Source organism: Bradyrhizobium sp. 1 (genome assembly GCF_023073315.1).
In the GTDB taxonomy this organism is placed as follows: Bacteria; Pseudomonadota; Alphaproteobacteria; order Rhizobiales; family Xanthobacteraceae; genus Bradyrhizobium.
The window spans coordinates 235,348-259,368 of the sequence record NZ_JADPJH010000022.1 but is presented as its reverse complement, the minus strand read 5'-3'; the positions used below and the strand labels follow the sequence as shown (position 1 = coordinate 259,368).

Here is a 24,021-nt window from a genome sequence, read left to right as displayed (position 1 = left end):
ATAGCCCCTACCTGCCCGGCGCTGTGCGTTTTCAGCACGCCTATACTGGCGGATGCCTCGACGATGCCACCGTCGTAAATGTCCCGACGTCCTGTTGTCTCTCTCCTACTCGGGGTCAGTCCGGGTCTGATTCCCGCGATGACGGGAGAGATGTGTTGTGCGCACCGCATTTCAGCGGCGCGTCTTGGCCAAGCCGCGGGTTCCCGATCCTGCGTTGCGGCAAATGCCAAGAGATTGTCGCCTCATCGGCAAACTTCCGACACAGGGCGCGGGCGAATAACGCCCATCCGACATGACGCATGCGTTTCGGCGGGGAAGATTCAGATTCCGCCGGAGCGCATCTATTTTTTCTAAGGAATCCTTCGTGTCGCATAAGTTTGCCTCCGCGCTTCTCGCTGCGCTCTTCCTCGCCATCTCGTCTTTCTCCCCAGCTCGCGCCGAGCCGCCGGCGCCGGCCACCGCCAATGCGGCCGCACTGTCGCCGGAGGAAGCGACGCGCGCGCTGGAGACGCTCCAGGACGACAAGAAGCGCGCGCAGATGATCGACACGCTGCGCGCGATCGCGAATGTATCAGGTCCGCAGCAGCCGGCGCCCGAACAAAAGTCGCCGATCCCGCTGGCGGCCGACGGCCTCGGTGCGCAGCTCATGCTCACCGTATCCGAGCAGATCGGCGAGATGTCGCGAGACGTCGCCGATATGGCCAGGACGCTCACACACTTCCCGGCGTTCTATTACTGGATCGTGCGGACAGCGAACGACCCAGCTGCCTACAACCTCCTGATCGAGATCGCCTGGAAGCTCGCTCTGGTGTTCGGCTGCGCCTTTGGCGCCGAATGGGTGATGTTTCGTCTGATCCGGCGCCCCGTCGTGTTCCTGGAAGGGCGCATGCCGCAAACCGCGCGCCTGCCGGTACAGGTGCTGCCCATTGCCGATCCGCCGTCATCGGTAGCAGATGTCACCCCCGCGCCCGAACTGCACAGGCGCCGCCATAGCCTGGCGCGAGCCTGGCAAATCACGCTGCGGCTGCCCCTCGTGCTGGGACGCTTCCTGCTCGAACTGCTTCCCGTGTTGGTCTTTGTCGGCGTGGCCACGGCGCTGCTTGGAACGGAGATCGGCGATCCCGCGACCGTCCGCCTCGTGATCCTTGCGGTCGTCAATGCCTACGCGTTCTCGCGCGGGCTCATCTGTGTCGTCCGCGCGCTGGCGGGACCCCACGGCCTGTTTCCGGTTCGCGCCGAGACGGCGGCCTATATCGAGATCTGGGCACGCCGCATCGTCGGTGTCGGCGTCTCCGGCATCGCTTTTGCCAATGTCGCGCTGCTGCTCGGCCTGCACCGCGCCGGTTACGCCGCGCTGCTGCGCATGGTGATGCTGGTCGTGCATCTCTTCATCGTCGTCATCATCCTGCAATGCCGTGGTCAGGTCGCCGACGCCATCGGTGCGCCCGCTGATCGGCAGGGCATTGCAGCCCGCCTGCGCAACCGCATCGCGGGCGGTTGGCATTATCTTGCGATCGCGCTCGACCTCGCGCTGTGGGCGGTGTGGGCGCTCAACATCCGCAACGGCTATTCGCTGCTGCTGCAATATTTCGTCGGCACCATCGTGGTGGCGCTGATCACGCGTGTTACCATCATGCTGACGCTGGGCCTGATCGACCGCGGCTTCCGCATCAAGCCGGAGATCCTCCAGCGCTTTCCCGGCCTCGAAGTCCGGGCCAATCGCTATCTGCCGCTGCTGCGCAAGATCGTATCTGGCGTGATCGCCCTCATCGGCTTCGTGGCCGTGCTCGAAGTGTGGGGCGTCGATGCCATCGTCTGGTTCTACGGTGGCCAGATCGGCGGCCGGCTGATTTCGGCCGTGGTGACGATCGCGCTCGCAGCAGGCATTGCGGCCGCGATCTGGGAAGCCAGCAACGCGCTGCTGGATCGCCAGATCAATTCGCTGTCCCGCGACGTGCACTATGCCCGTGCTGCGCGCCTGCGCACCTTCCAGCCGATGCTGCGGACGGCGCTGCTTTGTCTGATCGCGACCGTTGTTGGCCTCACAGCGCTGAGCGAACTTGGCGTCAATGTCGCGCCGCTGCTCGCGGGCGCCGGCATCGTCGGCATCGCCGTCGGCTTCGGTTCGCAAAAGCTGGTGCAGGATCTCATCACCGGCTTGTTCCTGCTGCTGGAGAACACCGTGCAGGTCGGCGACACCGTCAGCGTCTCCGGGCTGTCAGGCGTTGTCGAGAACGTCTCGATCCGAACCATTCGGCTCCGCGCCGGCGACGGTGCCGTGCACATCGTGCCGTTCAGCGCGGTCACGACCATCACCAATGCCAGCCGCGGCGCCGGCAATGCGTCCGTCAGCGTCAACGTCGCCTACAAGGAGGATACCGACCGCGCCGGCCAGATCCTCAAGGACATCGTCGACGAGATGCGCCGCGAGCCTGAATTCCGTGCGCTGATCCGCGGCGATCTCGAGCTCTGGGGCGTCGACAAGGTCGACGGCGCCATGGTGTCGATCGTCGGCCAGATCCGCTGCACCGAGACGGGCCGCTGGCCGGTCCAGCGCGAATTCAACCGCCGCATGAAGCAACGCTTTCAGCAGAACGGCATCGAGGTCGCATCCGCCACCCAGACCATTTTGATGCACGTCGCGCCGCCGGCTGATACGGCCGCTAATCTGACGCCTAGGCGGGCAGCCGGATAGGGCGTGTACCCACTAAGGTCGGCTTACCAATCCAAAGCGGAAGTCTCCCACCTTGCGTGTGATTGGCGGCTTGTGACCCAAGGCTGACATCAGAGGCTAGGGCGAACACGCAAACTTGCGATGGAAGCTCGATGAGCGTTGTGCTACATGTTTATACAACCGTTTAAATGGAACTGCTTGCATGCGCCGGCGTAAGTTTATTTCCATGCTCGGTTGTGCGGCAGTTGCTTGGCCGTTCGCCTCGAGCGCCACGGAAGACGCCGATTTTGTTATCGATGGCGTACCATTGCCAGCAGACGCCAGACTGGCCTTTGTTCTGCAATCCGGAACGGACGTGCAACGACGTTTTAGCGGCGTATGGACTGGAGCATGGAATGGAGAAATCAAGCATATATTGTTGGTCGAGCGGATCGATGAAGATGGTGCGGCAAGCATTGTTTACGCTCTCGGCGACGATTTTCACACGGGATTGCGCGCAAACTGGCGGCGATTGGATGCTACTGTCTCTGGGCGTACGCTAACCGTTAAAGTGCCGGGGGGGATCGCGGAGTACGGTATCGATGACGAAGGCCAGCTGAGCGCGTTCTTCAAAGGTTCGGGGGTTGCGCGGGCGACGATGATCAAAAGCGACCTCGCCTCCCTGCTCAGGCCCCATGCTGTTGTCGCTTGGTCCCGTGGTACATCCGAATTGTTGGAAACGGACCTGCTCGAAGATGGCTATCCGATCGGGCTAGAGGTCGTTTTCTTTAAGCCTCCTGGCTCGGGGCCATTTCCTCTCGCGGTCTTCCATCATGGCTCAGTCGGCAGCAACGCGACACCCGGGTTAATCAAGCAAACATGGGTTTCGCTGGAAGTTGCTGATTTCCTCAACAAACGGGGCTGGCTCGTTGCCTTTCCGCAGCGTCGCGGTCGTGGAAAATCCGGTGGACGCTATGAAGAAGAGCAGAACAGTTTCGGCGATCTCGCCAAAGCGCTGGCCGGTGCGGATCGCGCATTGACCGATATAGGCGCGGCCAATGCCGCCCTTCGGAGACGGCAGGATGTCTCTCCCGGCCCGGTTCTAGTTGGTGGACAATCGCGTGGTGGGGCACTGTCCATCGCCTGTGCAGGAACAGACTCGGAGCAAATCCTCGGTGTCATCAATTTTGTCGGTGGGTGGTTTAGCGAAAAGGCGCCGAGCGCCGCGTTGGTCAATCAGGCGCTCCTAGAACGGGGTGCGCACTACGACCGTTCAACGATTTGGCTCTACGGACAAGGTGACAAGTTCTATTCGCTCAGTCACAGCCGGAAAAACTTTGCAGCGTTCGAAAGAGCCGGAGGCCGAGGACAATTCGTCGAGTTCAATGTGCCCAGCGACATTGGTCACAACGTCATTCATTATCCTGACCTCTGGGAAGGTCAAATCGACGACTACCTCAAGTCCGTTCGCCGAGGAAATTGAAAACACCTGATCGTACGGTAGCGCAGCCACATGATGCGTTCCGCAGTTCGAACCATGTCTGCTCATGGCCCAACTCGGACCTAGGGTGAGTTGCGCCAACACGGCCGGCATCGGAGGCAGAGCGGACCTCACACGAATTGCAGCGCGAGTTTATGAGTCCATGTCCTAAGCGGTCCGGGGTCATTTCCAGCTTGCCTCTGCCGGCCCGGCAGCGTTCACTCCGGCTCCAGCCCGCTGACAACATGCGGGCGGCAAAAAGGGTGGGAGAGACTGATGCGGGGGCTGTGGGCCGGATTGCGCGGTCATGTGATTGTCGCATGCGCGTTGATTGGATGTGCGACGTGGACTGCGCCGGGAAGCGCCCAGCCGTTTCCGCCCCGCCCCATTACGCTGGTGGTGCCGTTCGCGGCGGGCGGACCAACTGACACGCTGGCGCGAATCCTGTCCGAACGGATCGCCGCCGAACTGCACACGACGATCGTGGTCGAGAACGTGGCCGGCGCTTCCGGCAGCATCGCGGGCGCCCGCGTTGCGCGCGCGACGCCTGATGGCACCACGATCACCATCGGCCATTGGGGCACGCATGTGCTCAACGGCGCGATCTTCAAGCTGCCCTATGACGTGATCGCCGATTTCGAGCCGGTCGCGACCATCGCGATGGGCACGCAGCTCATCGTCGGCCGGAAGTCGCTTGAGGCGAACAATCTGAAAGAGATGATCGCGTGGCTGAAGGCCAACCCGGGCAAGGCGACCGCCGGGACGGCCGGCGCGGGCACGGGCGCCCATGTTGCCGGCGTCTTCTTCAAGGAAAAGACCGGCACCGACTTCCAGTTCATACCTTATCGCGGCGCGGGCCCCGCCATGATCGATCTCGTCGCAGGCCAGATCGACATCATGTTCGACCAGGCGTCGAACTCGCTGCCGCAATACAAGAATGGTGCGATCAAGGCGTTCGCCGTGACCGCGCCGACCAGGCTTGTGTCTGCGCCTGACATTCCGACCGTCGACGAGGCGGGCCTGCCCGGGCTCTACATCTCCTACTGGCACGGCATCTGGGCACCGAAGAACACGCCGAAAGAGATCGTCACAAAGCTGAATGCCGCGATCGTCGCCGCCCTTGCCGATCCGTCGGTGAAGCAGCGATTTGCCGAATTGGGTCAGGAAATTCCGCTACCCGATCAGCAGACGCCCGCGGGGCTCGCGAGCTTTCAGAAGGCCGAGACCGAGAAATGGTGGCCGATCGTGAAGGCCGCCGATATCAAGCCGGAGTAGCTGCGCGGCGCCGCAAGCGTTCCTCCTCATCCTGAGGAGGCCGTGCAGCGGCCGGCGCGAAGGATGCGCCGCGGGCGAAATAGGGGCCTGCATGGTTCGCCCGGCGATGCAAAGCATCGTCCGGAGACGCGCGTGCCGCGCTCCTCACGATGAGGGGCGCGAGTGTGCGCTGTTAACCTTTTGCCTCAGCCATTTCTCTCGCGCCAATCTCGCTGCGGTGCGAGATCACAATATGCGCCTGAGTTTCTACGTCCTTGATCTCAAGTGAGCGGTGGCCGACAATGTCAGCCGTTCAATAAGAAACTCCTTGGGGGAATTCGTGAATAGACCTGCTCGGGTCAGCGCCCATTCGACATCATCCGACACCGCGCATGGCATGGCGCTGCTGCGCGATCCCCTGCTCAACAAGGGCACTGCCTTCACGGAAGCGGAGCGCGATACGCTCGGCTTGCGGGGCCTGCTGCCGCCATGCGTGCTGACGATGGAGACGCAAGTCGAGCGCGTGCTCGTCAATCTGCGCATGCTGCCGACGGATCTGGAAAAATTCGTCGCGCTGAACGCGCTGCATGACCGCAACGAGGCGCTGTTCTTCCGCGTCGTCGTCGACAATATCGACGAGATCCAGCCGATCATCTACACGCCGACGGTCGGGCTCGCCTGCCAGAAGTTCGGCCTGATCTACCAGCGGCCGCGCGGCATGTTCATCTCCTCGCGCGATCGCGGCCAGATCGCGGACATCCTGAAGAACTGGCCCAATCCCGCAAAACTCATCGTCGTGACCGACGGCGAGCGCATTTTGGGACTTGGCGATCTCGGCGCCAACGGCATGGGCATTCCGGTCGGAAAGCTCTCGCTCTATTCGGCCTGTGCCGGCGTGCATCCCGAGCATTGCCTGCCGATCGTGCTCGACGTCGGTACCAACAACGAAGAGCTGCTCAACGATCCCTATTATCTCGGTCTGCGCCAGCGCCGGCTCACGGGCGAGGCCTATGACAGCTTCGTCGACGAGTTCATGGTCGCCGCGCGAAAAACCTTCCCGGGCGTGCTGATCCAGTTCGAGGACTTTGCCAATCACTCGGCATTCAAGCTGCTGCACAAATACCGTGATGACGCCTGTGTCTTCAATGACGATATCCAGGGCACCGCGGCGGTGGCGCTCGCCGGCCTGTTCTCGGGCTTGCGCATCAACGGCGGCAAGCTGAACGACCAGAAGATCCTGTTCCTCGGTGCAGGCGAGGCGGCAACCGGCATCGCCGATCTCGTGGTCTCCGCCATGATGGCGGAGGGCGCTTCGGAAGCGGAAGCACTCCGGCGCAACTGGCTGGTGGATTCCCGCGGTCTCGTCGTCAGCGGCCGTGACGGCCTCTCCGGCCACAAGCTGCGCTATGCCCACACCGATCAGGCGCCGATCGCGGATTTCCTCACCGCGATCAGGACGCTGAAGCCGACGGTGATCATCGGCGTTGCCGCGGTCGGCGGCGCCTTCACGCCCGAGGTGCTCAAGGCGATGGCCGAGCTCAACGCGCAGCCGATCGTGTTCGCGCTGTCGAACCCGACCTCGAAGGCCGAGTGCTCGGCGGAGGATGCCTATCGCTACACCGAGGGCCGCGCGCTGTTCGCCTGCGGCAGTCCCTATGATCCCGTAAAACTCAACGGCCGCACTTTCGTGCCGCGCCAGGGCAACAACTCCTACATCTTCCCCGGCGTCGGCCTCGGCGTCATCGCCAGCCGCTCGCGCCTCGTCACCGACGAGATGTTCATGGCGGCCGCCCATACGCTGGCCAATTGCGTCGGCAAGGACGACCTCGCCCAGGGCAGCCTCTATCCGGCACTCCCTCGCATTCGCGAGGTCTCGGCCCGCATTGCCGCTGCGGTAGCGGACGTCGCCTACCAGCGCGGGCTGGCCGACGGCCCGGCGCCCAACGACGTCAAGGGCCTGGTCCAGTCGCAGATGTACGAGCCGAAGTACTGAGGCTTACAATTCGATCTGAATTTACGGAGGCGGCCCCTCACCCCACCCTCTCCCCGTAAGAACGGGGCGAGGGAGTGAGAGAGGTTGCCTCCTTAACCTCTCCCCGCGCTTCTGCGGGGAGAGGTCGGATTGCGTAGCAATCCGGGTGAGGGGCAGGGCAACCCGCAAGCCAAATCGAAAGTCCATCCGACTCGTAGGGGTTCTGACCGGTCAGGTCAGCCCCACGCCACCATTTCCGATGGAATTGCCGTTGCGCGGCGCGGTCCTATATGCGACGATCTGTAACGTTACAAGAAAACTCAAGCCGTCAGGTAGGCCACCATGGACGATCGTTTGCCCGAACTGGGCGACCTCGAGCACGAGGTCATGCAATTGGTTTGGGCTCATGGTCCCGTCACGGCCGAAATCGTGCGCGAGCGGCTGTCACGTCGTCTGAAGGAATCGACCGTCCGCACGGTGCTGCGCCGGCTCGAGGAAAAGGGCTATGCTAACCACACGGTGGACGGACGCACCTATGTCTACCACGCTGCCGAAGAGCGCTCACGGGTTGCTGCCAAGGCGGTGCAGCGCATCGTCGACTGGTTCTGCAACGGCTCGATGGAAGAAGTCCTGGTCGGCATGGTGGACAATGCGATGCTCGACCAGCAGCAATTGCGTACGCTGGCCGATCAGGTCGCCAAGGCGAAGAAGGCGAGGGGAGTGAAGAAAGAATGATCGCAACTCTGGCGGAGGCGGCGCTGCGCTCCCTTGTGCTGGGAGGCGTCGTCTGGTTCGGTCTCAATTTGTTTCGCGTGCGCAATCCGCACGTTCACATGACGGCGTGGGTCGTCGTGCTGTTCGCGTCGCTGGCGATGCCCTTCGTGATGCACTGGCCGACGCTGACGATCACCCGGTTGCCGTTGCCGGTCTCCATCCCGGATGATTTTCTGCCGGCTGACATGTCGATGCTGGAGACATCGCAGCCCGCGCTACCAATCGCGCCGGGCCCGGCCATTCTGCCGCCGGTGAAAAGCGTCGTCTCGATCAATTGGTGGCTGGTCGCCACCATCGTCTATGCCGGCGTCGCCGGCCTGTTGCTGCTGCGGCTGGCGATCGGCCTCGGCCTGACCTGGCGCCTCGCGCGTGCGGCGAAGCCGATGAGGGGCCCGCAGATGATCGACGCCGACGTGCGGGTCAGCCGCGACGTCGGCGGCCCCGTCACTTTCGGCTCGACCATTCTGGTGCCGCCGCAATTTTTCGGCTGGGACGCGAAGAAGCGTCTCGCGGTGCTCGCGCATGAAGGCGCTCATGTGGCCAACCGCGATTTCTACGTTCTCCTGCTCGCAACGCTGAACCGCGCGGTGTTCTGGTTCAGCCCGTTCTCGTGGTGGCAGCTCGCGCGTCTTGCCGAGCTCGCCGAGATCATCAGCGACGCGCAGGCGATCGAGGTCATCGACGACCGGCTGTCCTACGCGGAAATCCTGCTCGATTTTGCCAGCAGCGTAAACCCGCGACCCGTGGAGCTCGCGATGGCGCGGGCCTCGACCGTGCGCGCGCGCGTCGAACGCATCATCGCGGCTGCCGCGATGCCCGTTGCGGTCGGCTGGCGCAAGCGGCTGTGGATCGCGGCTGCGATCGTTCCGGTCGTGATCGTGTCCGCCGGCATGATCGCCTATCGCACGCCCGATCCCGCGCCCGGCGTCGCGGACCTCGGCGAGGTGCCGGCCCAGCATTACCGCCCCTTCGTCAATTTCTACGCCATGGGCCCGGCCTCGGTGTTCGCGATCTTCCGCGAGGGTGACGAGGTCTACGGCCAACTCACCGGGCAGCGCAAATTGCGTCTGACGGTGGGCAGTGACGGCACCGCGTCCTACACGGCCTCGTCCGGCGAGATCACGTTCTCAGTCGATGCGGAGCGCCGCTCCGCCGGGCTGATGCTGCACATGAACGGTCGCGACATCCGCGCGGTGCGCGTTGCCGAGATGCCGACGTCCGCCGCCGATTCCGGATCACTCGATCAGTATGTCGGCTGGTACCGGGTTGCGCCGAACCGCGTGCTCACCGTGCGCCGCGACGGGGATCGGCTTCAGGTGCAGGAGACCGTGCAGGGCCAGGCGGCGCTCCTCGCCGAGGGCGCCGACGTCTTCTCGATCCATGGCGACAATCTCCTGATCTTCCTGCGCGACGAGCAAGCCAGGGTCTCGCGCGTGCTGGTTCAGAACGCGATGTTCGGCGCCCGTCTTGCACCGCGGATCGACGCGGCGCAAGCGCAGGCGATCGAGGCCGATTTCGCGCGTCGTGTCGCGGAAATTCCGGATCGCTTCCGGGAGCAGGTCCCGATGACCGGCGGCAAGGAGTTGATTCTGCGCGGGATCGAGGATCTGCGCCGGGGTGCGCCGAACTACGATCGCATGAGTGCGCCGCTGGCTGCCAAGATCCACCGTCAGCTCAATGAAACGCAGGCGACATTCGTGGCACTCGGCGCGGTCGAGTCGATCTTTTTCCGCGGCGTCGGTCCCGGCGGCTACGACATCTATGGCGCCAAGTTCGACAACGGCTCCGCCGAATTCCGCCTGCTGCTCGAGCCCGACGGCAAGGTCGGCGACGTGCTGTTCCGGGCCGATGGCAATGACGAGCTCGGCGGCATCGTGCCTTGCGCAGATGAGGCGAATGCGCGCGGTCGCGCCGGCACCTCGCCGATCCGGATCATGGTCTACAACGAGATGGGCGACGACATCCGCGTCTTCAATCTCGATGCCGACGGCAATCGCAAGGCCGAGAGCGTCGTCAGGCCCAACATGAGCTGGGCCGTCACGACCACCGTGAACAATCCCTGGGTGATTGCCGACAAGTCGGGGCGATGCCTCGAGGTGCTGATGCCGGGCCGGATGACGCGCTTCCACAATGTCGAGGCTATGAGCCTCGGCGCAAAGCCGGGACGCGCCGCGCGCCGCGCCGTTCCGATCGCCAATGGCGAGGAGATGCTGCGCAGCTACATCGAGGGTGTCGGCAAGGGACAACCCGATTACGAGCGCATGACGTCGGAAGTCGCCGACGTCACGCGCCAGCAGCTTCCGTTCGACCAGGCGATCCTGGCGCGGCTTGGCGCGCTGCGTGCGGTCTCGTTCCGCGGCGTCACCGCGCTCGACAGCGACATCTACATCGCCCAGTTCGCCAACGGCTCGGCGGAATGGCGGATCGGTGTCCGGAACGGCACGATCACCAAAATCGCGCTCGGGCCCAATTTCTAGGATCGTCGCGGCCGCCCGTCCACCGCGCCGGATGGGCGACCCGCAAGACCCCGCACAGAGTCTCAATCTCTGCTTGCGGGGGCGAATTCGCAGTGCTACGATGTGTAGCATTACGGTTCGTAGCCTCGTCCGGTGTACCGCCGGCGGGCTCGAGAGAATTGGGCGTTCGCCATGAGCAATTCTGCAAAGGCTGAAGCGGTGCTGGCACTTCATCGCTTCGGCATGGGGCCACGGCCGGGATCGATTGCCGCTGTCGGCACTGACCCGCGCGGTGCGCTGATCGCCGAACTCGACCGGCCGCTCACGCTGACCGCTGCGGCCGTCCTTCCCGCGAGTGCAAAGGCATATCGTACTGTTGCCGACGCCAATGCGCGGCGGGCGGCACGGGCCAAGCAGGCGCAGCAGCAGGCCAAGAAGCAGCAGACGGCGGCAGCGCCGGCGATGTCGGAAGACCAGACGCAAACGCAGGGCCAAGCTCAAGGTCAAGAGAAGGACGCCGCCGAGATGGCGGCCAAGCAGGCGGCCGAAGCCGTCCCCGATCCCGGGCGCCCGATCTATTTGCAGGAAGCCAAGCTGCGCACGGAAGCAGCCCTTGCCGCCGACATCGGCTTTGCCGAGCGGCTGGTGTGGTTCTGGTCCAACCATTTCTGCATCTCGGCCTACAAGATCCAGAGCATGTCGGGTGCTTACGAGCGCGAGGCCGTTCGCGCCAATGCGCTCGGACACTTCGTCGATCTTCTGTTGGCGGTCGAAGGTCACCCGGCGATGCTGTTCTATCTCGACAATCTCGGCTCGATGGGCGCGAACTCGATCGCCGGCATCAACCGCAGCCGCGGCCTCAACGAAAACATTGCGCGTGAAATCATGGAATTGCACACGCTGGGTGTGAGGACCGGCTACACCCAGGACGACGTGATCAGCTTCGCCAATGTGTTGACGGGATGGACGCTCGTGCCGCCCGGAGACAATCCCGAGCACGGCGGCGAATTCACCTTCAATCCGCGGCTGCACGAACCCGGCGGGCAGACCGTGCTCGGCAAGCGCTACGAGCAGGAGGATGCCGAGCAGGGCCGCGCCGTGCTACGCGACCTCGCCGCGCATCCGGCGACCGCGACCCATGTTGCGACCAAGCTCGCACGGCATTTCGTGGCCGACGAGCCGCCGCCGGTACTGGTCGAGCAGATGGCGAAGATTTTTCGCGACACCGAGGGCGATCTCAAGCAGGTCGCGATCACGATGGTCTCGTCGGACGAGGCGTGGCGCGGGCCGCCGTCAAAACTGAAGCGTCCGAGCGAATGGGGCGTCGGCATGGTGCGCGCGACCGGCATCACGGCCGTCGATCCCGCCCGTTTCACCGGCGGCCAGGAGCTGCTCGGCGAAGGGCTGTGGCGGCCGTCGGCGCCCAAAGGCTATCCCGATGACGAGGCAAGCTGGGTCGACGGCATTGGCCGGCGGCTCGACATCGCCAACAATTTTGCCGAGCGCGTGGCGGCCACGGCTGATCCGCAAGCGATCATCGAGGACGTCTTCGCATCGCAGATCGCACCCGAGGTGAAGCAGGCGGTCGGCCGTGCCGAAAGCCGGCAGCAGGCGCTGGCGCTGCTGTTCATGTCGGCGGATTTTCAGAGGAGGTGAGCATGGGCTTTGACAATCATCTGCCCACGCGGCGCGAGCTTCTGGTCGGCTCCGGCGCGCTGTTCGCGTGGAGCCAGATGCCGCGGATCGCGCGCGCCGAAGGCCGCGATCCGCGCCTGCTCGTCGTCATCTTGCGCGGCGCGCTCGACGGCCTCGGGGCGGTTGCACCGGTCGGCGATCCCGACTGGATCTCCTTGCGCGGTGATCGCGCGCTGGTGCTGGACGGCAAGCCGCCGGCGCTGCCGCTCGATGCCTTCTTCGCGCTCAATCCGGCGATGCCGAACCTGCATCGGCTCTACAAGACCGGCAAGGCCGCGATCGTCCATGCCACCGCGACGCCCTATCGCGAGCGCTCGCATTTTGATGGCCAGGACGTGCTGGAGAGCGGGCTCGTCAAGCCCGGCATGACCAGCTCGGGATGGCTCAACCGCGCGCTGCTGGCGATGGAATCAGGCGGCCGTGTCGACCCGCGCGGCAGCCGCGCGCTCGGCATCGGCTCGGTGACGCCACTGGTGGTGCGCGGCTCGGCGCCCGTCATGACATGGGTACCGCAAAGGCTCTTGCCGGCGAGCGAGGACACGCAGAACCGCCTGCTTGATCTTTACCAGCACACCGATCCGAAGCTTGCGACTGTGCTCCAGGCGCGCATGAAGCTCGCCGCGCTCGGCGGTGCGCCCGGCATCGGCGATCCGATGTCGGACGATCCGACGCTGATGCCTCCGGGCATCGCGCGCGTGCGCGCCTATTTTGCCGAAGCCGCCGGCACCGCTGCGCGCTATCTCGCAAAGCCCGACGGTCCGCGCGTCGGCGCGATGGGTTTTGTCGGCTGGGACACCCACATCGCCGAGGGCGCGGCGTCAGGCCAGCTCTACAATCTGCTCGGTGCGCTCGACGGTGCGTTTGCCGCGATCGAGAGCAACATGCGCGAAGTGTGGCACGAGACGGTTGTCGCCGTCGTCACCGAGTTCGGCCGCACCGCCCGCATCAACGGTACGGAAGGCACCGATCACGGCACCGGCACCGTCGCCTTCCTCATCGGCGGCGGGCTCACCGGCGGCCGCGTGATCGCGGACTGGCCGGGCCTGAAGCCGGCGCAGCTGTTCGAGGATCGCGATCTCAAGCCGACCACGGATCTGCGCGCCGTGCTGAAGGGCCTGCTCAGGGATCACCTGCGCGTCGACGAGAAGATTCTGGCTGAGACGGTCTTCCCCGGCAGCGCCGACGTCAAACCGATGGGGGGCCTCGTCGGCTGACGGCGCGGCGCTCGCAAATGGATCGGGTTCATGATGTGCACACTGACACAACGAGAGCTCGACTTTCTCGCCAGCCTGAAAACCGGCTGGCGAAGGCTCTATCGGCGTGAACTGATGCGGCTCCTGAGGGGGGATGCCGAACCTGGTGAGGATCAGCCGGGCACGCGCCCGATCGTCTGGCGCATCGTTTCAGGCTAATTTTTCGCGAATCTGTCTCGATTCAGGACACGCCACTGTGGTGGAATCGCCACAGCCGGCGCGAAACGGCCGCGGCCTCAGGCCCGCTTTCCTTCAGCCAAGGTTCTGCCCCGATTGCCCACCGAAACTTAGGCGTGTTCGGAGGGCGCATCATGTCTCGCTTTGCAAGTGCCGAAACTGCCCGGATTTCGCTGGCAAGCGCGAGCCGGTTGCTGCTGGCCATCGTCGGCGCTGCATCGCTCGCCGCGTGCGCGCAATCACCGGTCGGTCGTCAGAAGGCCGATCTCGGGACCAACCGGCAGGCCGCGGTCGAGCGGCCTCATCGGGTCGCAGCTCTGCATCCGCGGCCGATCAGCCGGGTGCGCATCCCCGACCGTGATGCAAAGCAGACTGCCGCGCATGGCGTCGCCAGCTTCTATTCGGATACGGAGACCGCGAGCGGTGAGAGGTTCGACAAGAACGAATTGACCGCGGCCCATCCTTCGTTGCCGTTCGGCACGAAGCTGCGTGTTACTGATGTCTCTTCCGGCCGCTTCGTGACCGTCAGGGTCAACGATCGCGGGCCCTATGTTCGCGGGCGCGTGGTCGACATCTCGCCCTCCGCGGCCGAGGCGCTCGGCATGGTCGACAAGGGCGTCACCAATGTCAGGCTCGACGTCGTGCGATAGCGCGCGATTCATCGACCTGAGCCGCAGCGCTTAACCGGCTGTTAGCTGCTCTGCCGCACCATGGGCGTCCAAACAATTCGGGGCCCAAATCGGGGTCCTTTGGGGGGCGGCGTTTGAAAACGATCCAGTATCTCGAAGATCAGGCCGCACGCGCCGAGCGCCTCGCCAAACGGATCACGGATACACTGACGATCGAAAAGCTCCTGACCTTCGCCGGCGAACGCCGCCGCGAGATCGAGGTCATCACCGGCAGGCGTCGCCACGCCTAACTCCCGAAAAGCGGAACTTCTTCTCGTCTCCGGCGTCATGTCCGTGATGAATGTGGAGGAGGAAGTTATGGGCTTTGGACGAGGTGCTTTGCTTTGGTTGCTTGGCGTGCCGCTGCCGATCGTTCTGTTGCTGGCATTGTTCTGGCACCACTGAGTTCGCAAAACGAAAGCGCCGCGAAAGCGGCGCTTTTTTGCTGCCTGCGATTTGAAGAACGACGGCTGGTCAGGTGTGGCTCTCGACGAAGTCGCTGAGATAGTCGGGCAGCGTCACGCCGTCGATGTCGCAGCGCGCCCGGATCTCGCCGGCGATCTCGGTCGAGATGTCTTTCATCCAGTGCTCGAGCGTGTTGAACGAGATCACCTTGATCGGATCGTTGAAGCATCCGGCAACGAGTTCGCCAATCGTGGCTTCGAGATCGCTGCGCTCGATGGGGATCTCAGTCGCCTTGTCGCGGCGGTCGATCACCACGAATAAGGTCTGGTCTGCTCCATAAGGCACGACCCGGGATGGTACGCCAGCTTCAAGCATCTCAGACACCTTTGGCTTCCGATCCCCGTTAACGGGAAAAGCCGGAAGAAGGTTCCTGCCTTGGTAAGAAGCTTGTCGTGCGTTTGCAGAAGACGGAGTCTGCACGCAATCAGAGATACTCTCTCAGCCGCGATAGCTCGGTGACGTGCTCGGGCGAGAGGATATCCGTGACCAGCGACGGCTGCGCCGCCGTGTGGATTTCATAGAGATGCCTGGTCGTCGCCGGCTTCTCCATGAAAGCCGAGATGCACTCGTCGAGGGTGCCCTGGCTCACCTGGTAGGAGTCTCTGTCCGGCCGACGCTGGTTCGCAAGCGACGGCCATTTATGCAGGGCCGCAACCGCACCGAAGTCGACCTTTGAATCCGCAATCACGTCGCCCATCGCCCCACCTCACGCAACAAGCACCCGATACGCGGATGCCACCCCGCAAACGCGCTGGCCGGGAATTTGTTCCCCGCCAATCCGCCGCGGCGTCAGGCTCATCCGCCGGGAATTTTCGGAATCCGCAATACCCAGTCGACGAACGCCTTCACGCGGCGATCTTGGGCCATTGCCGCGGGCCAGCGCACGATCTGGGTCTTGCTCGATGGCAAATCCCACGACTGCGGGAGCACGCGCACCAGCCTCCCGTCCCTGAGCGCATCCTGAACCAGCAGCGAGCGTGCGAGCACGATTCCGTTGCCCGCGAGGGCGGCGGCTATGGCGGTAGCTATTGTTGCAAAACGGATCTCCGCAGGTGGAGGGCGACCTAGCCCCAATCGCTCGAACCAGGTCGTCCAGGACCATTCGACCCCACCGTCTTCGCCCGCTCGGCCCTTGTGCAAGAGCGGCAAGGATCTCAGCCGCATGACGTCGGCCAGTGGTCGCCGACCTGGCAGCAGGCGGGGGTGGCAGACGGGGTACACGTGCTCACGGAATAACAAGCGCTGGGTCGACGTTGCTCTGAAGCCCGCCGCCGGTTGCCACAGCACCGCGACGTCGAGATCTGCTGACCTTGCGTGTGCGTCACCTTGGAGAATGGCAAGCTCGATCGGTATGCCGGGATGGGCTTCCGCGAAATAGGGCAAACGGCGCACGAGCCAGTAGTCGGCAAGCGCTGCGCCGACGCCCACTTTCAAGGCGGGAGGCGGCGCGGCAGCGCGGCAGAGCGCGCGAAAGTCGGCCATCCGCTCGAGCAAGCCGGCCAACTCGTTCGACAGCGCTATACCGGCCGGTGTGGCGCTCAAGCCGGTTGGTTGTCGAACGAGCAGAGGCATGCCGACGAAGTCTTCGAGCTTGCGAAGGCGATGACTGACCGCGCTCTGTGTCAGCCCGAGTTCTGCCGAGGCGCGCGTGACGTTCGCATGTCGCAGGGCGGCTTCGAACGCAATCAGGCCATCGAAAGGAGGAAATGAGCGCATCGCATCATCATGAATGAATTTCATGGCGATGTGAACAGGTCGCATTGGCGTGCAGCCCGCGCCGGCGTGCATATCGGCAGAAGACGCTTTCACGGTTGGAAAACGATGGGCATGACCGAACTCCATACGCAGCCGCTGAGCTGTTGGCGCGACCTGCTGCCGGCGGCGGTGCTCGGCATGGCGGCCTTCTTGACGCAATTCGACGTGACGGCGGTCGTCGTCGCCATGCCGGCCATGGCGGCCGAGCTCGGTTTCGGCGTCGCCGCCTATGCCTGGGTCATGGATGCCTACAGTCTGGCCTTTACCGGGGGACTGCTGGCCGCCGGTGCGCTTGCCGACAGGTATGGGCGACGACGTGCCCTGCTCGGCGGCAACATCGTGTTCCTGGTGGGCTCGATCGCTTGCGGCTTTGCGACGGGAGGACCGGGGCTGTGGGCAGCTCGTGCAGTTCAAGGCCTTGGTGCAGCGTTCGTCATTACCGGAGGCATCGCGCTGCTCGCGAGCACCTATACCCGGCCTGACGAGCGCGCCCGCGCATTCGCGCTGATGGGTGTGATCTCGGGTACAGCCATGGCTCTCGGGCCGACGCTCGGAGGGCTCGTCTCGGCTTGGATCGGGTGGCGCTGGATTTTCCTGGCCAATATCCCACTTTGCCTGCTCGCTATTCTGGCCGTCCCGCGGCTGGTCGCGGAATCGCGCGGTCCTGCCGATCGTCCGCTGGATTGGAGCGGCGTCATTCTTCTCACTTGTGCTCTTGGTCTGGCGATCGAGAGCCTGTTGATGGGGCGTGCGGCATCGGTCGGGGTTGCGGTCGGTCTCGGGACAAGTGTGTGTCTGCTCGCCATCTTCGCGATGCAGCAGCGGCGCCGGCCTGCGCCGATGTTCGACCCGGCTGTATTCGGGCGGCCGGTCATGATCGGAATTTCGTCGTTGCTGATTGCCGTCTCCATCGGATACTGGGCCGTCCTCGTCTACCTGCCGCCGTTTCTGGGCGCAGCGTTTGGCTGGACAGGCTCATCGGTCGGCTTCGCATTGCTCTGCGCGACGTTGCCGATGCTTCTGCTGCCGCCCTATGGTGCCCGTTTGGCAAAACACTGGGGCTGGCGTCGGCTGTTCGCGACCGCGATGCTGGTGCTGCTGGCGGGCAATCTCACTTTGATGCTGGTCGCGAGTGGCTGGCTCCCGAACACGGGCGTACTTCTCGCCGCGGCGGCGACCGCGATGCTGTTGATAGGGCTTGGCGCGGTGCTTGCGCACCCGCAACTGTCGGGTGCTGTCGTCGCCTTGGTGCCTCCGGACCAGACCGGCATGGCTTCGGCAGTGACTGTGGTCATGCGCCAGGCTGGCTTCGCACTGGGCATCGCGACGCTCGGTGCGTCGCTGCCGCATGAGGCCACGGCTGCCGGCTACGCATGGCCCTGGCTTCTTGCGGCTGTTGCATCCGCAGGTGGCCTCATCGCGGCCTCGACATTGTTGCCGGACCACCAGCCCCAGCTGCTCAGCTGACAACGCAGGCCGGCTCAGCGCCGTTGTGACTGGCCCAACGAGCGTGGATACCGGGACCACACCAATCACCGTGTCGACCGGGAGAATGGCTCCCGGCCGATCCGCCGCCGCTCAGCTCGCGGCCGCTGCGATCCGGTGCCCCGGACTGACATGACCGTGGCTGTGCTCGTCGTCGCGGCCGACCTCCGGCGGAAGTCCGGCGAAGCGCCGCAGGGCTTGCGCCATCTGCACCCGGCCCGGGACGCCGGTGATGATCACGTCCACCATCGCAAATGACGAGTGGAAATGGCCACGCGCCTTGAGCTGCTCGACCGGGACGCCGGCGGCCGCCATCGCCTCGGCGTAGGCGATGCCCTCGTCGCGCAGCGGATCGAACTCGCAGGTGACGACGAAGGCCGGCGGCAAGCCAGAAACCTTGCCGCGCAGCGGCGAGACACGCGGATCGGTACGGTCGGCCGGCGAGCAGTAGAGATCCCAGAACCAGTACATCAGCGAGCGCGTCAGGAAGTAGCCGGACGCATTGTCGTTGTAGGAGGGCCGGTCGAAGCTGCAGTCGGTGACCGGGCACACCAGCAACTGACCGGCGATTTCCGGTCCGCCGCGGTCGCGCGCCAGCTGGCAGGTGACCGCGGCGATATTGCCGCCGGCGCTCCAGCCGGCGACCAGCACCGGGCCCGGCTTGCCGCCGAGCTCGGTGGCATGTTCGGCGATCCAGCGCGTCGCCGCATAGCCGTCTTCGGCGGCGGTCGGGAAGCGATGCTCCGGCGCGTGGCGATAGCCGACGCTGACGAACATCATGCCGGTCCGCCGCACCATGTCGCGGCAGAACGGCTCGTCGGACTGCTCGTCGCCGAGGACCCAGCCGCCGCCGTGGAAATACACCACGACCGGATGCGGCCCCGGTGTTGCCGGTTTGTAGACGCGATAGGGCAGAGGGCCGTCGGTGCCCGGCAGCGTGCCGTCGACGATGTCGCCGATCGGCCGTCCCGCCGGGCGGCCCTTGTTGAACTCGTTGACGAAGGCGCATGCACCTTGCGCACCCATCGACTCGATCGGCGGCAGGCTGAGCGACGCGAGAAAGTTCAGCACCAGCCGCACGTCCGGCTGGAGCTGCACCACTTCTCCGTCATTGCATTGCGCGGCGACGTCGGGGCCGGTGAGCTTGAAGCCGAGCATGCCGCGACTCGTGACCTCGTCGCAGATGCTGCGATAGGGGCCGACGCCGCCGGTGTAAGGCATCAGGCCCTGCACCTTGCCGGGCACGTTCGCGCCCGTGTACCAGGTGTTGGCGAGCCGGTGCAGCGTCACCATCGAGCAGTCCGTCATGTGCCGGCCCCAGCCGGCCTGCGCCGTCTCGGTCGGCTCGATCGTGGTGAAGCCGGCATCGCGCAGCGCGGCAAGGCGGTCGACGACCCAGTCGACGTGCTGCTCGATCGACACCGCCATGTTCGAGAGCACCGACGGGCTGCCGGGCCCGGTGATCATGAAGAAGTTCGGAAAACCCTCGACCGTGAGCCCGAGATAAGTCTGTGGCCCCTGCGCCCAGACGTCGGTGAGCGATTTGCCGCCGCGTCCGGTGATCGGATGTACGGCCCGGATCGCGCCGGTCATGGCATCAAAACCGGTCGCGAACACGATGACGTCGACGTCAACGCTACGCTTGGTCGTTGTGATACCGCCCCCGGTGATCGCCTTGATTGGCTCCTGGCGCAGATTGACCAGCGTAACGTTCGGCCGGTTGTAGGTGGCGTAGTAGTTGGTGTCGAGGCAGGGACGCTTGGCGCCGAAGGGATGATCGTGCGGCATCAGCGCCGCCGCCGTCTCCGGGTCCTTCACGGCGGCTGAGATCTTCTCGCCGATCAGCTCTCCGATCAGCGCATTGCCATCAAAATCCACGCCCTGGTCCGCCCAGAGCTGGGTCAGGATATGAACGAGATCGCCGGCAGCCCAGGCGCGTTCAAAACGCTCGCGACGCTCAGCATCGCTCAACTGCCAGCTTACGACCGTCTGCTGCGGATACGGCACGCCGGTCATCGACTGGCGCGCCTGCTCGCGATAGGCCGCACGGTCGCTTTCAAAGAAGGTCTTGCGATCCTCCGGCGCCGGACCGTTACCCGCGGGCAGCGCGAAATTCGGCGTGCGCTGGAATACGGTGAGATGCGCGGCCTGCTGGGCGATCAGCGGGATCGACTGGATCGCCGACGATCCCGTACCGATCACGGCGACGCGCTTGCCGGCGAGATTGACGCCGTCATGCGGCCAGCGCCCGGTGAAATAGACCTTGCCCTCGAATTCCTTGACGCCGTCGATCTCCGGCGGCTTTGGCGCCGAGAGGCACCCCGTGGCCATGATGTAGTGGCGGCAAGAGACCGGCGCGCCGTTGTTGGTGGAGAGGTGCCAGCGCTCGGCTTGTTCGTCCCACTTGGCTTCAGTGACCTTGGTCTTGAAGCGGATGTCGCGGCGCAAATCATAGCGATCGGCGACGAAGCCGAGATAGCGCAGGATCTCGGGCTGGGTCGCGTATTTCTCCGACCAGGTCCAGGCCGCATCGAGTTCCGGATCGAAGGTGTAGCTGTAGTCGATGGTCTGGATATCGCAGCGCGCGCCGGGATAGCGGTTCCAATACCAGGTGCCGCCGACATCACCGGCCTCGTCGAGGCCGACGGCCGAGAGGCCGGCTTTGCGCAGGCGATGGAGAAGATAAAGGCCGGCAAATCCGGCGCCGACCACGGCGACGTCGACCTGCTGGGCGGTTCCACCCGCCGCTTTGGATTCACGTGTGGCAACCATTGCGTCAGGCATGGCATTCCTCCCGTGTATTTGTTTGTTTTGCCGGCAGGCTAACGCTGCAGGCTCGGCTTGTCATCAGAGCAAGTGCAATCTTTGGTGGTCGTTTGCGGCGTCATCGCGACCGCGCGAAAGTTGTGGCGATACACGCATCGCGATGCACAATCGCCGGGATTGTCCGGGGTAATCAGAGCACATCCTTCTGTGTATGCTTGCGGTTACTAGCCACGCGTACAGACCGGGCGTCATGACAGAGTTGAATGAGCGAACCAAAGCCAACATGGACGTCGTCCTCGAGGAGACGTGCCGCCAATTGCCGCACGGCGGCGATCACGACAGCCGCAGGATTATCGCCGAGCGCCTGATCGAAGCGGCGAAGGCGGGACACTCCACGCTCGGTGAACTCGGCATCGTCGCGCGCCGCGCGCTGGCGGAGATTGTGGGCAAGGGCAACTAGCTTGCCTCGCCGTGCATCGCGGACGTAACCTTCCGGGGAACCGTTTCGCGCATCGAGATCCCCCAAGATGCGACCCCTGTTTGCGCTCGCTCTGGCCTTCTCACTGCTTCGCCTCGCCGGCCCGGCCGTGGCCCAGCCGGTCGGACAGTTTCCGTTTGCGTTGACGCGCGAAGGCCAGATGCTTGGCGCCGTCGAAGGCGAGGTGGCTTTCTTCAAGGGACTTGCTTATGCAGCCCCGCCGGTCGGCGCGCTGCGCTGGCGCGCGCCGCAGGCAACGGCCGAGAGTTCCGAGATGCGCACCGCCTACGACTACGGTGCGCCTTGCCTCCAGCCGTCGCTGGCGGACGCGAGCGAGGATTGCCTCACACTTAACGTGTTCCGTCCGTTTGGCGTCGACGGCCCGCTTCCGGTGATGGTGTTCATCCATGACGGCGCTTTCGTCAGCGGTACTGCGAACGATCCGCTGTTCGACGGCGCCAAGCTCGCGCAGGCCGGGCTGATCGTCGTGACGGTGAATTATCGCCTCGGCGCACTCGGCTGGCTCACTCACCCCGCGCTGTCGGAAAACGGCTCCGGAAATTACGGGCTGATGGACCAGATCGCAGCGCTGCGTTGGGTCCACGGCAACATCGCGGCGTTCGGCGGCGATCCCAATAACGTCACCCTGTTCGGCAGCGGCGCGGGTGCGACCTCGATCGCGCTGCTGATGCTGTGCGACGAGGCGCGCGGTCTGTTCCAGAAAGCCATTTTGCAATCGGTGCCCGGCCGCGCCCACTTGCGCTCCCGGCAGGAGGCGGAGGCTGCGGGCCTGCAATTCGTCGCGGCGCTCTCGCAGACCGACCCGCGCACGATCGCGCCCGCAGAGCTGCTTGCTGCCGAACAGAAGCTGCTCGCGCAATCACCGCACGGCTTCGCGCCGGCGATCGACGGAAGCCTCGTGACGGACGATATCGCCGCAGGCTTTACGGCCGGACATGAAAACCGGATTGCGCTGATCATCGGCTGCAACGATGACGAGACGGATTTCGACAGCGAGCCCGACATCGCGAAGCAGCTTGCGTCGTCCGGCATCACCATCGATGAACTGCGCAAGCTCTATCCTGAGGTCGCCAAATCTTCGGACCTTGCGGCAAGGTTTTATACCGACAAGGTCTTCTCCGAGCCGGCAAGGCTGCTCGCACGCCTGCATGCCGCGCGCGGCGCGCCGGTGTTCCGCTATCGCTTCGCCTATGTGCCCGAGGCGCGGCGCGCAATTCCGGAAGGCGGTCACGGGCGGGAATTGCAATTCATCTTCGGCGTGGAAGGCGTGCCCGGCGCGGGCATCTTTTCACGGCACGACCGCGAGGTCGCAAACCGCATGCGCGCCTACTGGATCAATTTTGCAATGAGCGGTGATCCCAACGGCCCGGATCTGCCGCATTGGGATGCGACCGCAGGCGGCGATCGCGTGCTGCTAATTGGGAACGAGCGCATCGCGAGCGGCGACGATCCCCTCGCGGAGCATCTCGACCGGCTCACGCGCTAGCGCGACAAAAGGCGTTGGAGTTAGGCCGCGAGCTCGACGCGCGGAGCCGGCGTCAGCCGGTGTTCCTCGAGGTGGTCCATCGCGCCGTCCTTCTCGACGGCGTAGAACTGCTGGCCTTCCCTGGACCGGTAGGCGGCGCGAACGACGCCGCGGCGGCCCTTGTCACTGTTGACGACGTCCCCCAGCGCAAACTTCTTCATCTTAACGTCTCGCTTGTCTTCTGGCCGACTCCTTCGGCCACGCCTCCGATTGTGGGCGGCAAATCGTTAACGACTTGCTAACTATACCGGTTTGCCTATGCTCGCCGACGATCGCGCGGCCAGCTACACGCGCCTATTGCCAACGAGACGAGCCTTCTCCCATGACGCGACTTCCGACCCTGTTCCTGTCGCATGGCGGCGGCCCGTGGCCGTTCATGGAGGACCGGCGGGTGCAATATGCCAAAACCGCCGCGGAGTTCGGGCGGCTGCCGCAACTTCTCCCCGAGAAGCCGAAGGCGGTGCTCGTCATATCGGGACATTGGGAGGCCGATGCCTTCACCGTGTCCACCTCGGCGCATCCGCCGATGGTGTACGATTATTACGGTTTCCCCGAGCATACCTATCACCTCAAATATCCGGCGCCCGGCAAGCCCGAACTCGCCGCGGAGGTGAGGGCGCTGCTCAAGCGTGCGGGCCTCGATTGCCGCGAAGATCCCAATCAGGGTTTTGATCACGGCACCTTCGTGCCGCTCGGCCTGATGTATCCGAATGCCGACATGCCGATCGTGCTGCTGTCGCTGAAGTCGACTTACGACGCGGCCGAGCACATCAAGGTCGGGCAGGCGATCGTCTCGTTGCGCGACAAAGGCATTCTGATCGTCGGCAGCGGGCTCACCTATCACAACATGCGCGGCTTCGGACGTGCGGAGTCCAAGCCCGTCTCGTACGATTTCGAAGCCTATCTGAACGAGGCGATCGGCAATCCGGATGCGGCACGCCGCAACGCGATGCTGGTTGACTGGGAGAGCGCGCCGAGCGCACGCCTTGCGCATCCGCGCGAGGACCATCTGCTGCCGCTGATGGTCGCGGCTGGTGCTGCCGGCAGCGATGCGGGCAAACGCGTCTTCGTCGACGAGGTCGCGAACGTGGCGATGGCGTCGTATGTGTTTGGGTGAATTCGTAGGGCGGTGTCTTGCGCCGTA

General features: G+C 64.5%; 19 protein-coding genes. 14 read left to right on the top strand and 5 right to left on the bottom strand.

The genetic code is table 11. The features are described 5' to 3' along the window. Positions 1-364: 364 nt before the first annotated feature. From IVB29_RS17895 to IVB29_RS17850, 10 genes are all read left to right on the top strand, one after another. Positions 365-2,695: a mechanosensitive ion channel domain-containing protein gene (locus IVB29_RS17895; protein WP_247504693.1), complete on the top strand. Its 2,331-nt coding sequence runs from the start codon at positions 365-367 to the stop codon at positions 2,693-2,695. 181 nt (positions 2,696-2,876) lie between these two features. Then, positions 2,877-4,136 (top strand): alpha/beta hydrolase, encoded by a 1,260-nt coding sequence (locus IVB29_RS17890; RefSeq protein ID WP_247504692.1) that lies wholly within the window; start codon positions 2,877-2,879, stop codon positions 4,134-4,136. 273 nt (positions 4,137-4,409) lie between these two features. Then, positions 4,410-5,408, top strand: a complete 999-nt coding sequence (locus IVB29_RS17885; protein WP_247504691.1) for a tripartite tricarboxylate transporter substrate-binding protein — start codon at positions 4,410-4,412, stop codon at positions 5,406-5,408. A 319-nt stretch (positions 5,409-5,727) separates the two neighbouring features. Beyond that, a complete protein-coding gene (locus IVB29_RS17880) occupies positions 5,728-7,380 on the top strand; it encodes an NAD-dependent malic enzyme (RefSeq protein WP_346731291.1) in 1,653 nt (550 codons plus the stop codon). A gap of 321 nt (positions 7,381-7,701) precedes the next feature. After that, positions 7,702-8,094, top strand: a complete 393-nt coding sequence (locus IVB29_RS17875) for a BlaI/MecI/CopY family transcriptional regulator (RefSeq protein ID WP_247504690.1) — start codon at positions 7,702-7,704, stop codon at positions 8,092-8,094. Further along, positions 8,091-10,610: a M56 family metallopeptidase gene (locus IVB29_RS17870; RefSeq protein WP_247504689.1), complete on the top strand. Its 2,520-nt coding sequence runs from the start codon at positions 8,091-8,093 to the stop codon at positions 10,608-10,610. The genes IVB29_RS17875 and IVB29_RS17870 overlap by 4 nt, the downstream gene beginning before the upstream one ends. Positions 10,611-10,781: 171 nt before the next feature. Further along, entirely contained in the window at positions 10,782-12,245 is a 1,464-nt protein-coding gene (locus IVB29_RS17865; protein WP_247504688.1) for a DUF1800 family protein, read from the top strand. A gap of 2 nt (positions 12,246-12,247) precedes the next feature. Then, on the top strand, positions 12,248-13,498 hold the full coding sequence (locus IVB29_RS17860) for a DUF1501 domain-containing protein (protein WP_247504687.1): 1,251 nt from the start codon (positions 12,248-12,250) through the stop codon (positions 13,496-13,498). 350 nt (positions 13,499-13,848) lie between these two features. Next, positions 13,849-14,364 (top strand): septal ring lytic transglycosylase RlpA family protein, encoded by a 516-nt coding sequence (locus IVB29_RS17855; RefSeq protein ID WP_247504686.1) that lies wholly within the window; start codon positions 13,849-13,851, stop codon positions 14,362-14,364. 113 nt (positions 14,365-14,477) lie between these two features. Next, on the top strand, positions 14,478-14,633 hold the full coding sequence (locus IVB29_RS17850; RefSeq protein ID WP_247504685.1) for a hypothetical protein: 156 nt from the start codon (positions 14,478-14,480) through the stop codon (positions 14,631-14,633). Between the two features lie 223 nt (positions 14,634-14,856). Here the strand turns inward: IVB29_RS17850 and IVB29_RS17845 are convergent, their stop codons facing one another. The 3 genes from IVB29_RS17845 to IVB29_RS17835 form a co-directional block, all read right to left on the bottom strand. Further along, the gene (locus IVB29_RS17845) at positions 14,857-15,162 is read right to left on the bottom strand and encodes a hypothetical protein (protein ID WP_247504684.1); all 306 of its coding nucleotides are present in this window, start codon (positions 15,160-15,162) and stop codon (positions 14,857-14,859) included. 109 nt (positions 15,163-15,271) lie between these two features. Continuing rightward, positions 15,272-15,544 (bottom strand): hypothetical protein, encoded by a 273-nt coding sequence (locus tag IVB29_RS17840; RefSeq protein WP_247504683.1) that lies wholly within the window; start codon positions 15,542-15,544, stop codon positions 15,272-15,274. Positions 15,545-15,642: 98 nt separating this feature from the next. Continuing rightward, on the bottom strand, positions 15,643-16,689 hold the full coding sequence (locus IVB29_RS17835) for a LysR substrate-binding domain-containing protein (protein WP_247504682.1): 1,047 nt from the start codon (positions 16,687-16,689) through the stop codon (positions 15,643-15,645). On the opposite strand from IVB29_RS17835, the gene IVB29_RS17830 reads away from it, so the two are divergent. Next, on the top strand, positions 16,675-18,069 hold the full coding sequence (locus IVB29_RS17830; RefSeq protein ID WP_247504681.1) for an MFS transporter: 1,395 nt from the start codon (positions 16,675-16,677) through the stop codon (positions 18,067-18,069). The two genes, IVB29_RS17835 and IVB29_RS17830, sit on opposite strands and share 15 nt — an antisense overlap. Positions 18,070-18,180: 111 nt before the next feature. Here the strand turns inward: IVB29_RS17830 and IVB29_RS17825 are convergent, their stop codons facing one another. Beyond that, the gene (locus IVB29_RS17825) at positions 18,181-20,871 is read right to left on the bottom strand and encodes an alpha/beta hydrolase fold domain-containing protein (RefSeq protein ID WP_247504680.1); all 2,691 of its coding nucleotides are present in this window, start codon (positions 20,869-20,871) and stop codon (positions 18,181-18,183) included. Between the two features lie 193 nt (positions 20,872-21,064). Here IVB29_RS17825 and IVB29_RS17820 point away from each other — a divergent pair, with 193 nt between their 5' ends. After that, a complete protein-coding gene (locus tag IVB29_RS17820) occupies positions 21,065-21,313 on the top strand; it encodes a hypothetical protein (protein ID WP_346731290.1) in 249 nt (82 codons plus the stop codon). A 67-nt stretch (positions 21,314-21,380) separates the two neighbouring features. Further along, positions 21,381-22,838, top strand: a complete 1,458-nt coding sequence (locus tag IVB29_RS17815) for a carboxylesterase family protein (RefSeq protein ID WP_247504678.1) — start codon at positions 21,381-21,383, stop codon at positions 22,836-22,838. A gap of 20 nt (positions 22,839-22,858) precedes the next feature. Here the strand turns inward: IVB29_RS17815 and IVB29_RS17810 are convergent, their stop codons facing one another. Further along, a complete protein-coding gene (locus IVB29_RS17810) occupies positions 22,859-23,038 on the bottom strand; it encodes a hypothetical protein (protein ID WP_092022169.1) in 180 nt (59 codons plus the stop codon). A gap of 161 nt (positions 23,039-23,199) precedes the next feature. On the opposite strand from IVB29_RS17810, the gene IVB29_RS17805 reads away from it, so the two are divergent. Beyond that, positions 23,200-23,994: a class III extradiol ring-cleavage dioxygenase gene (locus IVB29_RS17805; protein ID WP_247504677.1), complete on the top strand. Its 795-nt coding sequence runs from the start codon at positions 23,200-23,202 to the stop codon at positions 23,992-23,994. Positions 23,995-24,021: the final 27 nt, after the last annotated feature.